This window comes from Bradyrhizobium sp. CCBAU 53351, from assembly GCF_015291745.1.
Classification (GTDB): domain Bacteria; phylum Pseudomonadota; class Alphaproteobacteria; order Rhizobiales; family Xanthobacteraceae; genus Bradyrhizobium.
This window is the reverse complement of the sequence record NZ_CP030060.1, coordinates 505,524-521,556: the sequence shown is the minus strand read 5'-3', so window position 1 is coordinate 521,556 and position 16,033 is coordinate 505,524. Positions and strand designations below refer to the sequence as shown.

Sequence of the window (16,033 nt, the reverse complement as noted above, 5' to 3'; positions counted from 1 at the left end):
GAACCAGAGGACGACATGACTGACCAGAAAAAGGAATTTCACAATCTTGATACACCGGATGACGGCTTGCTTCGCGAGCTGGCGCCCGGACTCACCACGCGCATCTTTTCGGGCGAACACGCGATGCTCTCGGTGGTGAGCTTCGCACCGCACGCCGAAGGCGTGCTCCATCATCATCCTGAGGAACAATGGGGCGTGCTGCTGGACGGCACTGCCATTAGGATTCAGGGAGGGGAGGAGATCCCTGTGCGCAAGGGCGACTTCTGGCGTACGCCCGGCAACGTCCCTCACACCATGCGAGCTGGTCCCGAGGGCGCCCGTGTGCTCGACATCTTCAGCCCACCCCGGCCCGAATATAAGAAGCCGGGATCCGGGTTCGGACAGACTTAGCCAGTGGCCTGGCTCTTGCTGCAAAGCGAGAGCCAGCTTTGCCCGTTAACGCTTCAAAGGGAAAGCCGTGCCGGAAAACCGTGAACTGGCCTTGGTTCGGTTGCCGTCACAAGTTGATGGCGTCGAATTGAACCTGTCAGCGATTCATCGCGCCGGAAAAGCGGCGCCAATCGTCTTCCTGCACGGCTTCGGATCTACCAAAGAAGACTACGCTGACATCGTGCGCCACGAAGCTCTCGCGGCGCATCCGTTTCTCGCCTATGACGCACCGGGTTGCGGAGAGACGTATTGCGCGGATCTATCAGACATTTCAATTCCGTTCTTGTTAAAGACTGCGCAGCGCGTAATCGAGCATTTTAAGCTCGACCGATTTCATCTCGTTGGCCACTCCATGGGTGGTCTGACGGCACTTCTGCTCGCGCACAAGTATCCCCAACACGTACTCAGCTTCGTCAATATCGAGGGAAACATTGCGCCCGAGGACTGCTTCCTCAGCAGGCAGATCTTGCAATTTCCGGAGCAGAACGTGGAGCGGTTCTTCGCCGATTTTATCGACCGAACCCGGCATATGCCAGCCTATGCCAGCGCGCTCTACGCTTCCAGTCTTCATCACAAAGTGAGGGCGGCTGCGGTACCTGGAATATTCCGCTCGATGGTCGATCTGTCGGACAGTGGAAAGTTGATGCAAAAGTTTATCGGCCTTCGCTGCCCGAAGATGTTCATGTACGGCGAACAGAATGCGACGTTATCCTATCTCGGCCTGCTTCGCACAAATGGCGTACGCCTTACCGAGATTCCGGCGTGCGGCCATTTCCCGATGTATTCCAATCCGATCGCCATGTGGACGCAAATTGCAGCGTTCCTGGCTGACGTTTAGAGGTCCCGGCGATCGCTAAAGCGCTCACCGAGGCTGTGCGCAATGAGGCCTTCGGCGGCTGAACGCGGGGTTGCTATTCGAGTGGATTCATCAGCAAGATCGTAATGAGCAAAGGAAGCGTCACTGCCGACAAAAGCGTGCCTAAAGCAACCGCAGCAGACGTTGAGTTCGCCAGCAATTTGTACTGCGTGGCGAACAGGTACGCATTGGCCCCTGCCGGCATGGCCGCAAATAGAACGATGACGTCGCCAACCAAGGGCGGCAGATGTAGAACGGGAAAGGCCAGCGTCCAGGCAACAAGGGGCATGATGATGAGCTTCAGAAAGCACATGACCGCGAGGCTCAGTGCTTCTCCGCGGAGTTCGAATCGCATAAGGCCGACCCCCAGCGCGATCAGAGCTGCCGGAGACCCGGCTTGAGCGAGTTGCTCGCAAGTCCGATCTACCAGCGAATTCAGTCCTGCCCCGGTCATTCGCCAAAAGAAGCCAGCTGCAATCGCGATTATGATCGGATTGCGCAAAAGATCTAACAGGAGGCGAAGCACAAGTGCCCAAATCGAGGCGCCATCTTTCCGCTCGATCCAGGCGATCTGAAGTGTTCCGCTGAGCCATAACAACGGTGTGTTAATGGCAAGGATCAGCGCCATTGGCCCCGCCGCCTTCGGACCGAACGCCGTGAGCGCGAGCGGAATACCGAGCATCGCTATGTTGCCGTACACAGCGCTCGTGGCTGCGACAACGCCGGCCGCGGGCGTCACGCGAAGCAGGCGTGCCGACAGAGCTAGAGCGGCGATCCAGGTGAGGGCGACAGCGCCATAGTAGGCGCCCCATGCCAGCAAAGGATTCATAGCAGGAAATTGCGAGATGACGATGGTCCGGAAGAGAAGCGCTGGTATTGCAATCGAGAATGCGAACTCGGAAATGCCCTTCTGCGCACCTTCTGAAACCAGTCCGCTAACAGCTGCGGCGTAGCCCACAGCAATGAGCCCAAAGGTCGGAGCAACGATCGCAAGTACATTCATATCGGGGTTGACGAGCAGACTGATTGTGATGCCGACGATTAGTCCAGACCGGCGCCGCGGTCCACCCGAAATTCAATAGGCAGTCTGTTTGAATTTCGATGAAGCGCAGCGAGCGAAAAAGCGGTGAGGTGCACCTCGCTCTCGACCGCCTGGCACGCGGCTTCGTTCCAGCAGCAGACTAACTTCGATGTCGAGGCGCATGCGCATCAGCTCGCGCTAAGGCCAGTCGTGGCATCCTGGTGAACTTGGCGCGAGGATGCGCGCGCATCAGCCGCCTGATTGCGAATGGCCAATGTCTTCTCCTTGTAAACGATACGGTCAAGATTTGATTAAGAGTCTAAAAGGGGCAGATCCGATTTAGCAGGCCGATCAAAGTGGATCGCTCCGTTTCATTAAGGGGAGCAAGCATTCGGCGGTTATAGGGCGCCGTGAGCCGGACGGCGTCCCTCATCAATTTCTCGCCTTTCGACGTCAATGTGATCTCAATCGCACGCCGGTCGATTTTGGACCGGCTTCGCTTCACCAGACCCGCGTCCTCGAGCTGGTGCAGAATTTTTGTCAAATTCGGGAGTTGAAGCCGCAACAGTGCTGCGATGCTACTCGGAACGACCCCCGGGTTGTCCCGCACCAGCATGAGGATTGCGTAGGTCGCAGGCGTCAGTCCGAGCTCGGCGAAGGTCTCATAGAAGCCGTCGAAGAACTTCAACTGGATCAATCGGATCACGAAGCCCGGGACGTTGCGAAGTGCGGCCAAATCGAGCTGCTTCTCTGCCGCCGTTGTTGCTATTGTCATTAGCTCCCCTGGGTCATCCACGTTCGCATCTATCATGACGCATGCCGAATTGACATCGCCCAATATACTTATAAAATATAAGTATTATGCGGCTGAGACCGCAACGGTAGCCGGGAGGAGTATCCATGAGGGTGACAAGCCTATTGGCGACGTGCGTCTCCTTGCTTGCGCTGATTTGCGGATCGGCCGATGCGCAGGAAACGGTGAAGCTCGGCGTTCTCAATGACCAGTCCGGAGCATTTGCAAGCTATCAGGGCATTGGGTCCGTCATCGCGGCTCAATTGGCTGTCGAGGATTATGGCGGAAAGGCTGGCGGCAGGCAGGTCGAAGTCGTCAGTGCGGATCACCAGAACAAGTCGGACACCGGCGTCAACATCGCGCGTCGCTGGTATGAGAATGAGGGCGTCGATGCAATCTTCGACGTCCCCAACTCGGCGATTGCGCTGGCAGTCGCGGGGATGAGCGCCGAAAAGAACAAGGTGTTCGTCGGCTCTGGCGCCGGTACGGCATTGTTGACTGGAGAAAAGTGTACGCCGAATACGGTGCACTGGACTTACGACACCTATGCTTATGGCCGCGGGCTCGGCAAGACCATCGTCGAGCAGGGCGGCAAAAAGTGGTTCTTCATCACGGCCGATTATGCCTTCGGCCACGATCTGGAGAAGCAGGCGTCCGAATCGGTCAAGGCATCCGGGGGACAGGTCCTCGGAGCCGTCCGTCATCCCCTCGGGACGGCCGACTTCGCCTCGTTCCTGCTGCAGGCGCAGGCTTCCGGCGCCGACATCATCGGTATCGCCAACGCCGGCGACGATACGATCACTTCGATGAAGCAGGCCGCCGAGTTCGGCCTGACCAAAGATCACAAACTGGTCGGTCTGATTCTGGGCATGAACGGCATTCCGTCTCTCGGGCTGCAATTCGCCCAAGGCGCCCAAATCATGAATCCGTTCTACTGGGACCTCAACGAGGCCACCCGGTCCTTCGCCAAGCGCTTCTCGGAGCGCATCCCATCCAAGGCCTATCCCAACGACATGCAAGCCGGCGTCTACGCTGGCGTCATTCACTACCTGAAGGCCGTCGACAAGGTCGGTGGCGCGAAAGACGGTAGGGCGGTCGTTGCCGCCATGAAGGAGCTTCCGACCGACGATTCCTTGTTCGGCAAAGGTTTCATCCGCAAGGACGGACGTAAGATCCATCCGCTCTATCTCCTCCAGGTCAAATCGCCCGACCAGTCGAAATCCAAGTGGGACCTCCTGAAGGTTGTCGGGATCATCAAGGGCGAAGATGCCTTCAGACCCGAGAACGAGGGCAATTGTCCTCTCAGCAAACAATAAGTCGAGGGGCCGCCATGAGCCAGTTTGCTTCTACTCGGATCGATCCGTTCGCTGATGAGGTGCTGAGGGATCCGTATCCGGCGTACCAGACCTTTCGCGAACTGGGACCGGTGTTCAGGATCGAGCCGTACGACATCTGGGCCATGGCGCGGTATGAGCAGGTTGATTCCACGCTCAAGGATTGGCAGACCTTCATCAGCGGAGAGGGCGTCGGCCTAAAGGGTATGAACCCAGCGCTGCCCCGGCCGATGACGCTACAGATCGACCCGCCCGATCACGAGAAGGGACGCCGAATCCTCGCCCGGACCATGTCACCGGGCGTAGCGAAGAACCTGCGCGACACCTTTCAGAAGGAGGCCGAGAGGAAAATCGGCGAGCTCGTCGAGCGGGGGACCTTCGACGCGATGACAGATCTGGCCATAGCTTATCCCCTAAAGGTGTTCCCCGACGCCATTGGCGTCTCAGAGGAGGGACGCGAGAACCTGCTTGCCTGGAGCACGTTCGTCTTCAACAGCTTCGGACCGGATAATCACATTCTCGCCAGATCTCGTGATCCAGGGCTGACCGCGCAGAAATGGATCATGGACCGTTGCGCACGCAGCGCGCTCAGACCCGATGGCATTGGAACGATGATCTACGAAGCTGCTGATGCAGGTGAGATTACTGAACACGAGGCCACGCATTTGGTCCGGCCATTCCTAACTGCGGGTGTCGACACGACGATCAATGGACTGGGGAATACCTTGCTTGCACTCGCAAGCCATCCAATGCAATTCGCCAAACTACACGAGCGCCCGGCACTCGCCCGCAATGCGTTTGAGGAAGGGCTACGCTATGATTCACCTGTGCAGACCTTCTTCCGCACCACCTCGCGTGAAGTGGAAATGGCGGGCGATATCATACCAGCGAGGACCAAAGTGCTGGTCTTCATGGCATCCGCCAACCGTGATCCGGCTCGTTGGCAAGAGCCCGAGCGCTTCGATGTGGAGCGACCTGTAACAGGACATGTGGGCTTCGGCTCCGGCATTCATGCTTGTGTGGGCCAGATGATCGCACGCTTGGAGGGTGAGTTGGTTCTAACGGAACTTGCGAAGCGGGTAAAATCAATTGAACTCATTGCCGAACCCGAGCGCATGCTAAATAACACCCTTCGGGGGCTCAAAAGTATGCCAGTCCGCGTGACTGCTGCCTGAGCGACCAATGGTGGCACTGTCCGATCTTGAGACCACCATCATCGACAGAGCAATTCCCATGCTACCAACTAGGGTCGGCCGCGAGGCGGGCAAGCCGCAGTTGGTTTGCTGCCCTGTTCAACAGCGTAGCCTCTCAGGCCTTGAAACGTCGCAAGACTACCGTTTTCAGGAGGCGCCAAGTCAAGGACAGACAATCGGCAGAATTTCAGCGTTGGTGCCAAACGACAATGAGCGAGACGATCACGCACTTGTCCCGAATTGGGCTCGCGATGCATGCGGCCTGAGCAATACAAAGGCGCAGTGTCAGGTCAAAAAAGACGAGAGGGAGCTCCGCCAAAAGACCGGTTGTCTGCCCCCTCCCTGACTTGGCCGCCACAAGAGTGTAGGGAGGTCCTTTCAGGCATTCGGGCTTTCTAGAATAGCGTGAAAAGCTTCAAAGCCATGATCGGAGTAGGCAAGGCGTTTTGTTGCCTGAGGGCTGTTTTGTTCTCCTGATCTCCTCGTTGAGTCTCTCCTGCCAGCATGTAGACTAGCTTTGCCCCCAATGGCTACATCAGTAGCGGCCCGCCGCGGTGTTGGCGCGAACGGCTCGAAGTGTTAAGGTGCATCAAGACCTCAGCGGGTGGCTTCCGCTTTAAAATAGCCGAGGGGTTCTCGAACCTTGGGCAGCTCCAGATTAGGCAACAGCTTTCAGCTCCTCAATGACGCGGATCAGCTGCGCCGCAGGCTGGGGGTAAGCGATGAAGTAGCCTTGGGCTTGCGTGCAGCGTTGGTCACCAAGAATCCTAAGCTGCTCAGCTGTCTCAACCCCCTCAGCGACAATGGTCATGTCCAAGGCTTGCCCCAACTCGGAAATTGCCCTGACAATCGCCGCCGCGCTCGTCTCGCGGCTGAGATCCTGCACAAAGGATCGGTCGATCTTGATCTTGTCCAATGGGAAGCTCCGCAGATAGCTCAATGCGGAGTAGCCTGTGCCGAAGTCATCTATGGCGATGTGAACTCCTAGCACCCGCAACCTATTGAGAATGTCGCGCGTGATCTCTTCGTCGTGCAGCAGAATGCTCTCGGTAATCTCCAGTTCGAGACGAGACCCATGCAAGCCCGCAGCAGCCAGGGCGCGGGTCACGGACAGTTCCAAGGCTCCGCGCCTGAATTGAACAGACGACAGATTGACCGCAACTCTTACGTCTTGCGGCCATGATGCGGCATCGCGGCAGGCCTGCTGAAGCACCCAATCACCAATCGGAACGATGAGCCCTGTCTCTTCGGCGAGGGGAATAAAGGTCGTAGGGGGTATCGTCCCTTTTTGCGGATGATGCCAGCGTAAGAGCGCTTCGAACGTGACAATCTGCTTGGATTCGATATTCACGATGGGCTGATAAAACAGTTCGAACTCAGATCGTTGCAAAGCCTGGCGAAGGTCTACCTCGAGCTGCAGGCGCTCTTGCAAACGGACGTTCATTTCGTTCTGGAATATTCGATAGGTGCCGCGTCCATCGGACTTTGCCTGATAGAGCGCCACATCGGCATTCTTAATCACTTCGTCTGTTCCGTTTTCGGAGCATGCCGTGATATTTATGCCAATGCTCGTGCCAATCATCACCCGGTGTTCATCGAGGAAGTAGGGTTCGCCAATGGATGCGAGGATTCTCTCAGCGAGGCTGCTGGCGTCCTCAGGATCGGCGGCATCAACCCGCAGAATCGCGAACTCGTCCCCGCCAAGCCGAGCGACGAGGTCTGTCGTCTTGGCGCAAGATTTCAATCGCTGCGCCACCTCAAGCAGCAGGGCATCGCCAACGCCATGTCCAAGCGTATCATTGACGCTTTTGAAGCCATCAAGGTCCAGACACAAAATCGCAATGCGCTTGTGCCGCCCTCGTGTTCCAACCGCGCGCTCCACAAGCTCGTGAAAGCTGCGCCGGTTGGCCAGTCTTGTGAGGGGATCGTGGGCCGCCAGAAATGCAATTTGCGCCTCGTGCAGCTTGCGCTCGGTCACATTCCGGCAGGTGCCTCGATAACCCTGGAATTTACCCCTCGCAAATGTCGGATTGCCGTTGATCTCCAGCCAAAGCTCGTCCCCCGCACGTCCGTCCAAGCAGATTTCGAACCCCCGAAATGGCTTTCGATTGGAAAGAGCCTGCAGATATTCGATCCAGGATTTGCTCGCGAGCGGATTGATCCCCAAGGCCTCCGCCAACTTGATTCCAATTTGGCCGGCCGGCAGCCCGAGGTCTTCCTTGCCGCTTGTAATCGTCAGCTGGTCATCGGTTTCCCAGACGACCTCCGAAGAGGTATCAAGGAAATCGCTCAGGCGTTTGAGCTCGCGCCTCAAACGGTCATTGTCCAATCTAAGCTGCTCGAGCGGGCCGGCTTCGCCAGAGCGACATGATTCTAGCGGGCTAGGCTTTGCTGCAGTCAACCAACAGCGGACATCGTTCATGCAGCTTGCAAGCGCCGCCGCGATAAAGTTGACCGGAAATGCCATTTGCACTGCCCCCAAACAGCGAGGCCGCGATAGTAAGTGGGGGAAGCTGCGAAAAGGTTGCCGGCCTTTGGGGAATTGCGGCGGGGTTAATTGCGGGTTCACGGACCTGCCGAACCACTATGGACAGCGCAAGCCTCGCGAAGTTGATTTATCTTGCAGATATTGCTAACCTGCTTTGCATTTTGGAAAGAATGTTGCATGCGCGACCTGCAAACAGTGCTGATCATCGCGCGGAGCGGCCCTGAATGGGCTGCCATCGCAGACACCTTGTCAGACCAATACGACTACCGCGTTCTTTCCGCCGATTCGGTCGAAAATGCGAGGGCATCCCTGGCCGACGCCCAAGTAGACATTGCTCTCGTCGAGTATGGCGAAGGCAAAGGTCTGAAGTTCCTCGTTGATCTACGAGTATCTCATCCTGACGTGATCCGCATCCTGGCGCTCGAGGCCAAGACCGAGATCGGCCAACGGGAAATGGCGCCCGCCGGCATCTATCAGCTCATCCGTAAGCCGCTGGACGCCAACCAGATTGGACTTATGGTGGAGCGTGGCCTTGAGGCCCGTGAACTTGCCCGTCGACATCGCCTTCTTACACGAGAGTTCAAATTTCCAGCGAATGCCACAGGCATTCACGCAAGGCCCATTCTGCCGATGCAGCCGGAGAGCCGCCGTTTCGAAAAGCTCGTCTACGTCAGTGAAAAACTACACAACCTCAGCGAGCTCGCGCGAAAAGCAGCCAAAACGGAGCTGCCTATCTTGATTCAGGGGGCAACGGGGACGGGCAAAGAGCTTCTCGCTCGCGCCATTCATTACAACTCTGGCCGCCGCGACAGCCCGTTGCTGGTCCAAAACTGCGGGGGGATGTCCGATGAGCTCTTACAATCCGAGCTCTTTGGGCACAAGCGCGGCGCTTTTACGGGCGCTGTCTCAGACCGGCTGGGCCTTTTTCGCGCCGCGGACCGGGGAACGGTATTCCTCGATGAAATATCCGAGGTGTCTTCATCTTTTCAGGTGAGCCTGCTTCGTTTCCTGCAGGAGGGAGAGGTCAAGCCGCTCGGCTCCGACAAGATCGTCACCAGCAATGTCCGCATTATCGCTGCCTCCAACCGTCCTCTCCGCGCGTTGGTCGCCGCGGGCAAATTCCGACAGGATCTCTATTTCCGCCTGCGGGGATTCGAGCTGGAAGTTCCCTCGCTGAGTGATCGCCGAGAGGATATCCCGGTGCTAGCGGAGTTCTTTGCCGCCAAGCACAGCGAGGCGATGGGGCGCAAGATCCTTGGAATTTCTGCAGCCGTTCTCGAAAAGCTCTCCGCTTACGACTTTCCGGGAAACGTTCGAGAACTTGAGAACGAAATCCGCCGCATGGTGTCACTGACGGAGGAGGGGGAGTACGTCACCACCACGCACATGTCGCCCGCTATATTGGCGGCCCCGCCGCGCTCCCGCTTCAAGTCAGCCGGCGGGTACGAGCTGCGGGGCACCACCTTGAAAGAAAAGGTCGAATGCCTCGAAAAGCAAGTTGTCGCCGAAGTGCTGTCGCGGCATCGGTGGAATCAAAGCAAGGCTGCGAACGAACTTGGACTCTCGCGCGTTGGACTTTCCAACAAGATCAAGCGCTATAGCCTCGATGAGGCAGAGTGAGACAGCCGATGGTACGCAACGAAGATCAGTTTAAGAGGGATCCCTCACCCAACCTGGTGCGCTTCCCCCAGTCGCGAGTTTCGCCTGCTCGCAGGACGCCAGCAAAGGATCTCGGGCTGAGCCTGCTTTCCAGAAGGCTCGGTCTGCCGGAGCGCCAATTGACTGGACATTGGTGCAGCCGCTGCGAGGGCATCTGGTACGGTTATCTGCTCGAGGTCGATTGTCCTGCATGTGGCAATCGTCACGGCTGAGTACCGCTGCTCGTCTTCAAAAAATCAGCACCGAACGAGCGATACTTCAGCCTGCCTCAGGGAAGGAGCTTTGGGCACCGTCACCCCGTAACAAGGACTAATGCCAACCCTTGCAATATTTGATGCGCTGCAACGATCATTGCTTACATTGACAAGCTGGTATGCATAGCAAACTTAGTATGCGCGGCGTCACACACCGTAGATCGCCCTGCGAAGTCAGCTGACGCTTAGAATCCTTGAGCTTTTTGAAAATTGCAAGGTACGAGCCGCTCGGCATGGTCCTTGCTACCTCCTTCCGACAAAGATGCCATGCCAGCGCGTCTGATTTGGTGGAGGAAATAGATGACTAATCTTCTTTGGCTCCAGGGGGGAGCGTGCTCCGGCAACACGATGTCGTTTCTCAATGCCGAGGAGCCAAGCGCCTGTGATCTCGTCACAGATTTCGGCATCAACGTCCTATGGCACCCATCGCTCGGCCTTGAGCTCGGCGAGAATCTGAAGAAGCTTCTCAACGCGCTGACATCAGGACAGATGCCGCTCGATATTTTCGTGTTCGAGGGCACGGTGGTCAACGCGCCGAATGGCACTGGCGAATGGAATCGCTTTGCGGGCCGCCCGATGAAAGATTGGGTCACCGATCTTGCCAAGGTCGCCGGCTATACTGTCGCGATTGGCGACTGTGCAACATATGGCGGTATTCCCGCGACTGCTCCCAATCCGTCAGAAAGCCAAGGACTACAATTTCTCAAACGTCAGCAAGGTGGCTATCTCGGCACAAGCTACCGATCAAAGGCAGGCTTGCCCGTCATCAACATACCGGGATGCCCAGCCCATCCGGATTGGATCACGCAAATTGTCGTCGCGGTGGCGACCGGCAGAGGTGCTGAACTCTCGCTCGACGAGTTTCAACGCCCAAAGACGTTTTTCACGAGCTTCACCCAGACCGGCTGTACGCGGAACATGCATTTTGCCTATAAGGTCTCAGCCACGGAATATGGCCAGCGAAAGGGGTGCCTGTTCTACGATCTCGGCTGCCGTGGACCGATGACGCATTCACCCTGCAACCGCATTCTCTGGAATCGGCAATCGTCGAAGACCCGAGCAGGCATGCCGTGCATGGGCTGTACCGAGCCGGAATTTCCGTTCTTTGAGCTGGCCCCCGGGACGGTATTCAAGACCCAGACTCTGATGGGCGTGCCCAAGGATCTGCCGTCCGGCGTTGACAAAGCCGGTTACGTCAAGCTGACCGCGGCCGCGAAAGCCGCCTCACCAGCATGGGCCGAGGAAGACATCTTCGTCGTCTGACGAGTGTCCTGCTCACAGACCTGTCGCTCAACCATCAGTCATCAGGAACCGATTCACATGCCAAGCGCAGTGCAAACTCTGGACATTTCGCCGGTCGGCCGGGTCGAAGGCGATCTCGACGTGCGTGTCAACATCCAGGATGGGGTCGTGGTCGACGCCTGGACCCAAGCGGAGCTGTTTCGCGGTTTCGAAATCATTCTGCGTGACAAGGATCCCCAAGCCGGCCTCGTTGTCACACCGCGCGCCTGCGGCATTTGCGGCGCCTCGCATCTGACCTGCGCCGCATGGGCGCTCGATACGGCCTGGCAGACCGAGGTGCCACGCAACGCCATCCTGGCCCGAAATCTCGGCCAGCTCGTCGAGAGTCTGCAGAGCCTTCCGCGCCATCACTACGGGCTCTTCATGATCGACTACACTCACAAGAATTATTCGAGCTCGAAATATTATAAAGAGGCGGTGAGGCGCTACGCTCCCTTCACCGGCGCAAATTACGAAATCGGCGTGACGATTTCTGGCAAGCCCGTCGAAATCTATGCTCTGCTGGGCGGGCAATGGCCCCACTCGAGCTACATGGTACCGGGCGGGGTGATGTGTGCCCCGACGCTCACCGACGTGACGCGCGCCTGGTCGATCCTCGAGTATTTCCGCCGCGAATGGATGGAAAAGATATGGCTAGGCTGCTCGCTCGAGCGGTACGAACAAATCAAAAGCTATGACGATTTCATGGCCTGGCTTGATGAAACGCCGCACCACGCCAATTCTGATCTGGGCATGTTCTGGCGGATGAGCATCGATTGCGGCATGGACAAGTATGGTCAAGGTCACGGCCGCTTCGTGTCCTGGGGATACCTTCCCCACGAGGACAAGTATCAGAAACCGACGATCGAAGGCCGCAACGCCGCGGTCATCATGAAGAGCGGCGTCTACGATGGCCGTAGCGATACGTTCAAGCTCATGGACCAGAACTTTACGCGCGAAGACACAGCCCATGCTTGGTACGATGAGCCGGGTGGGCTGCATCCGTTTGACCGCAAGACTGTACCGACCCAGAAGAACGCCGTCGACATGGGTGGAAAGTATTCCTGGGCCACCGCCGTGTGTCACGATGAAAGCGGCCGGCTCGAAGCTGGGCCGCTATCGCGGCAGCTGATCGCAGGCGGCAAGCACGGCGAGAGCTGGCAACATTACGATCCGCTGGTCCTTGATATGTACAAGAAGCTGGGGGGCGCCAGCGTCATGCTCAGGCACTTCGCCCGCATGCACGAAGGTGTCAAGTTATACCGGCAAGCTGAACACGCGCTTCGTGAGTTTCGGCTGAACGACCCGTGGTATATCAAGCCCAACGAGCGCGACGGGCGCGGCTGGGGCGCCACAGAGGCAATCCGAGGAGCGCTGTGCCATTGGATCGACGTCAAGGACGGCAAGATCAAGAACTACCAGATCATTGCGCCGACTACCTGGAATGTTGGACCGCGGGCGGCGGACGGCACCCGAGGACCGATGGAGCAGGCCTTGATCGGCTCGCCTATCAAGGATCCGAGCGATCCCGTTGAAGTCGGCCATGTCTGCCGCTCCTATGATTCGTGCTTGGTTTGCACGGTCCACGCGCACGACGCAAAGACAGGAGAGGAACTGGCGCGCTTTAGAACAGCCTGACCGCAAACTCGCTCGAGTCACTGGATTGCATCAACAGGCTTCGTTTGGTCATTCTCGCAGGCCGAGCGAACCACGGTGGATCACTACGTCAAAAGGCGCGTCGCACAATGGCGTCCGAAAACGGGGCTACCCTGAAAGCCATCGCCGATATGCTTGCGGATGGGCTCGAAACGCAAGTCGAGCCCTTTCCCGAGACGGACAAGGAATTTGCGGAAATTTTGCTGCAGCTGCGTCAGCTCGATACGAAGGACCTCAAGGCCAAACTCGTGATCTCGGGGTTCCTCGACCATCCTTACGGACCTGACAGGCAACGCTGCCTGGAATGCATGTACTATCTCGTGCACCGCAAATGGTGCGATCTGCCAGAGCTGTCTGTGCCTGTCGAGCCGGACTGGTGGTGCCGGCTATGGCGCATCTAGCTTCTCACCCGAGGCGCTCGTCATGGCCTCCGCCAGCGATGAAAGCTTACGTTCCCGCATCATCGGTCTCCTGACCTCTGGTCTTGCCACGGACGTGTATCCGCGCGCAGACAGCCATGAGCAAGTTCAGCGGCTTGTCTGCGACCTTCGCCTTGCAGGCGATGATCTGGAGGCTAAGCTCAAGCTCGCGGGGTTTACCTCATATCCGATTGAGCACGCCGGCATTACGCAGCTTTGCGAAACTTGCATGTACTACAAGGTGCACCAGCGCTTCTGCGAGCTGCCGGAACTGAATGTGCCGGTCGAACCCGATTGGTCCTGTAAGCTCTGGCGCATCTGATGCGCCTCATGGAAAGGGCACGCCGTGATTGCCGTGGTTGCTTGTGGAAATCCAAATCGTTCCGACGACGGCGCCGGTCTTGCTGTTCTCGGGCAGCTCAAAGATCGGGGGTTCGGACAGAATGCTGACATTCGTCTGCTCGACGCTGGCACCGACGGGATGGCGGCGATGTTCGCTGCGCGGGGCTGCCGAACGCTGATTATCGTCGATGCCTGCAGATCCGGCTCCGAGCCGGGCGCAATCTTCGAGGTCCCAGGACACGAATTGACCAAACCTTATGGAGGTGGACTTAATCTGCACGACTTTCGCTGGGAGCACGCACTTTTCGCCGGAAAGGCGATATTTCGCGATGCGTTTCCCGACGATGTCATCGTATTTCTGATCGAGGCAGAGCAACTCGATCTTGGTCTGTCGCTATCTTGTCGTGTATCGCAGGCGGTCATGAAGGTCGCCGCTAGGATCGAAGAGTTGCTGCGAACGCCCCAGGAGGCCGTGCCGGTGGGCTGATGCCAAATCTTGCGGTCACCATCAAAGACGGCTCGCTCTACTTTTCTGCCGCGCTCTGCAGACGCTTCTTCGATGGCCTTCAATGCGTCATCCTGCTCCGACGAGACAACGATCTTTGCATCCTGCCAGTCCGTCACCAGGCGGGCGGTGGATATCTGTTGAAGATGCGCAACATCGCTGGTGATCGCGTGGTGCATGCACCCGACTTCTTCAGCGAGCACAATGTCCCGATAGACGTCCGCGAGTTCGCAGCCGAATGGTCCTCCGCTGACCAAGCTCTCATCATCGCGCATGCGTTCGATTTGTAAACTTTCTTTACATTTCGCTTATTGAGTAGACAGACTGAAAATTTGGCTGCAAGATTGATCCGCATCAATGACGCGCGGCAAATCAAGCGCTCGGTCCGGGAGGACACCTTGGCGGCAGGCCTTCTGAGCGAACAGGTACGCGCAGCCTTGCAAGCAGCGGAGGCCGAGACGGCTACGCCGGCCGAGCGAGCCGAGATGCTCATGGAGATCGGAATAGGGCTGCAAACGAGGCCCAAGTCGCCGGATGAGATCAACTCCGCAATAGAACTCTACGACAAAGCCCTGACCGTCTGTCCCGGTGAGCTGGCTTTGCTGCGATCTCGTATTCTGGCGCGCAAAGCAACGGCGCTGCAGGCGATGCCCGAGCAGGGCACAAAGTCAATCGAGCTCGCTCGGTCCATCTTCGAAGCCATCATGCCAGAGCTCACTCAACTCGCAACGCTTGAAGAAACCGCGGAAGCCGAGATGAATCTCGGGCTGTGCATCCAAAGCCTCGCTGCCGTTGGCCGCGCAAAGATCTCTGAGGCGATAGCAGCCTATCAACGCGCCCTTCGTACCTTCACTCGAACGAGCCACCCCAAAGAGTACGCCATTCTTCAGAACAATTTGGCGACGGCCTTTCTCTCCATGCCGATGACCGATCAGCGCGGCAAAATGCGAGAGGCTCTTGCTGTTCAAGCCTTCGAGGAAGCGCTCAAAGTCGTGACTCTCGTCGATGATCCTGTCGAATACGCGATGTTGCAGAACAACCTCGGCAATGCCCTCCAATATGTCGCCTCGAGCCACGTGCTCGAGAATAATCTTCGCGCGCTTGAGGCCTATGACGAGGCACTTAAGGTCCGCACCCGCGAGACGATGCCGATCGAGTACGCGAACACCATCTCGAACAAGGCAAACTGCCTGTGGAATCTGCCCGGTCATGCCTCGAACTCGGAAACCGGCAGGGGCATCAATCTCTCAATGGCCCTCGTCTATTACAGAGAGGCGCGCGAAATATTCCTGGCCCATGGAGATCCCGGTCGCGCTCAGATCGTCAGCGAGGCCTCCATGCAGATCGAGCGCGAGCTGATGGAGCTGTCGGCGCTTCTCGATCGACCTACCACCCTGCATTCCTAGCAAATCTGGATCGAAGGAGTTCTTGCAAATGAGCGTGTCACTTACTCCGGCAATATTCGCCTTAAGTCTCGGTCTGGCGATGATTGCATCAATCGCAGGAGGAATGGTCGGCGGCCTCATCGTCGGCGGAAAAGTGCTCGGAAATGAGCTCGCAGCGCTGCTCGGTGGTTTCTACGGCCCGTTGGCTGGAATTGCCGGCGTTTTCGTCGGCCTTATCGCTCTTTCGATCATCGCTTGAGGAAGATGACATGTGGGCAATGACACAGAACTCCATCTTGTTGTTCTTCCGCGGAAAGCTTTTCGCAGACCCAGCCAAGGCTTACCGGCAAATTGCGATCGGGGTGGCGGTCACAGCCATGCTGCTCATCATTCTTACGCTGGTCGGGGCGCCGATATG

16 protein-coding genes are annotated in these 16,033 nt (G+C 57.6%); 13 read left to right on the top strand and 3 right to left on the bottom strand.

Translation table 11 applies throughout. The annotated features are described in order from the left end of the window. Positions 1–15 precede the first annotated feature (15 nt). On the top strand, positions 16–390 hold the full coding sequence (locus XH83_RS37455) for a cupin domain-containing protein (protein ID WP_128930094.1): 375 nt from the start codon (positions 16–18) through the stop codon (positions 388–390). Positions 391–457: 67 nt separating this feature from the next. Beyond that, positions 458–1,267, top strand: a complete 810-nt coding sequence (locus XH83_RS37450) for an alpha/beta fold hydrolase (protein WP_128930095.1) — start codon at positions 458–460, stop codon at positions 1,265–1,267. A 73-nt stretch (positions 1,268–1,340) separates the two neighbouring features. Here the strand turns inward: XH83_RS37450 and XH83_RS37445 are convergent, their stop codons facing one another. Continuing rightward, positions 1,341–2,288, bottom strand: a complete 948-nt coding sequence (locus XH83_RS37445; RefSeq protein ID WP_128930096.1) for an AEC family transporter — start codon at positions 2,286–2,288, stop codon at positions 1,341–1,343. Between the two features lie 337 nt (positions 2,289–2,625). Then, positions 2,626–3,081: a MarR family winged helix-turn-helix transcriptional regulator gene (locus XH83_RS37440; RefSeq protein ID WP_128930097.1), complete on the bottom strand. Its 456-nt coding sequence runs from the start codon at positions 3,079–3,081 to the stop codon at positions 2,626–2,628. A 125-nt stretch (positions 3,082–3,206) separates the two neighbouring features. Here XH83_RS37440 and XH83_RS37435 point away from each other — a divergent pair, with 125 nt between their 5' ends. Together XH83_RS37435 and XH83_RS37430 are read left to right on the top strand one after the other, a co-directional pair. Next, complete coding sequence (locus XH83_RS37435) at positions 3,207–4,415, top strand: ABC transporter substrate-binding protein (RefSeq protein WP_128930098.1); 1,209 nt, start codon at positions 3,207–3,209, stop codon at positions 4,413–4,415. A 14-nt stretch (positions 4,416–4,429) separates the two neighbouring features. After that, positions 4,430–5,608: a cytochrome P450 gene (locus XH83_RS37430; protein ID WP_128930099.1), complete on the top strand. Its 1,179-nt coding sequence runs from the start codon at positions 4,430–4,432 to the stop codon at positions 5,606–5,608. Positions 5,609–6,284: 676 nt separating this feature from the next. On the opposite strand, the gene XH83_RS37425 is transcribed toward XH83_RS37430, so the two are convergent. Continuing rightward, entirely contained in the window at positions 6,285–8,093 is a 1,809-nt protein-coding gene (locus tag XH83_RS37425; RefSeq protein ID WP_128930100.1) for a bifunctional diguanylate cyclase/phosphodiesterase, read from the bottom strand. Positions 8,094–8,291: 198 nt separating this feature from the next. On the opposite strand from XH83_RS37425, the gene XH83_RS37420 reads away from it, so the two are divergent. From XH83_RS37420 to XH83_RS37380, 9 genes are all read left to right on the top strand, one after another. Continuing rightward, positions 8,292–9,734, top strand: a complete 1,443-nt coding sequence (locus XH83_RS37420; RefSeq protein ID WP_128930101.1) for a sigma-54 dependent transcriptional regulator — start codon at positions 8,292–8,294, stop codon at positions 9,732–9,734. Between the two features lie 593 nt (positions 9,735–10,327). After that, on the top strand, positions 10,328–11,290 hold the full coding sequence (locus XH83_RS37415) for a hydrogenase (protein ID WP_128930103.1): 963 nt from the start codon (positions 10,328–10,330) through the stop codon (positions 11,288–11,290). Between the two features lie 57 nt (positions 11,291–11,347). After that, complete coding sequence (locus tag XH83_RS37410) at positions 11,348–12,946, top strand: nickel-dependent hydrogenase large subunit (protein WP_128930104.1); 1,599 nt, start codon at positions 11,348–11,350, stop codon at positions 12,944–12,946. 107 nt (positions 12,947–13,053) lie between these two features. Next, positions 13,054–13,365, top strand: a complete 312-nt coding sequence (locus tag XH83_RS37405; RefSeq protein WP_128930105.1) for a hypothetical protein — start codon at positions 13,054–13,056, stop codon at positions 13,363–13,365. A 22-nt stretch (positions 13,366–13,387) separates the two neighbouring features. Further along, positions 13,388–13,705 (top strand): hypothetical protein, encoded by a 318-nt coding sequence (locus XH83_RS37400; protein WP_128930106.1) that lies wholly within the window; start codon positions 13,388–13,390, stop codon positions 13,703–13,705. Between the two features lie 24 nt (positions 13,706–13,729). Further along, positions 13,730–14,212: a hydrogenase maturation protease gene (locus XH83_RS37395; protein ID WP_128930107.1), complete on the top strand. Its 483-nt coding sequence runs from the start codon at positions 13,730–13,732 to the stop codon at positions 14,210–14,212. Then, a complete protein-coding gene (locus tag XH83_RS37390; protein ID WP_128930108.1) occupies positions 14,212–14,520 on the top strand; it encodes a hypothetical protein in 309 nt (102 codons plus the stop codon). Before XH83_RS37395 ends, XH83_RS37390 begins: the two co-directional genes overlap by 1 nt. 54 nt (positions 14,521–14,574) lie before the next feature. After that, the gene (locus XH83_RS37385; RefSeq protein ID WP_232995559.1) at positions 14,575–15,636 is read left to right on the top strand and encodes a hypothetical protein; all 1,062 of its coding nucleotides are present in this window, start codon (positions 14,575–14,577) and stop codon (positions 15,634–15,636) included. A gap of 28 nt (positions 15,637–15,664) precedes the next feature. Beyond that, entirely contained in the window at positions 15,665–15,874 is a 210-nt protein-coding gene (locus XH83_RS37380) for a hypothetical protein (protein ID WP_128930109.1), read from the top strand. The last annotated feature ends 159 nt before the right edge of the window (positions 15,875–16,033 follow it).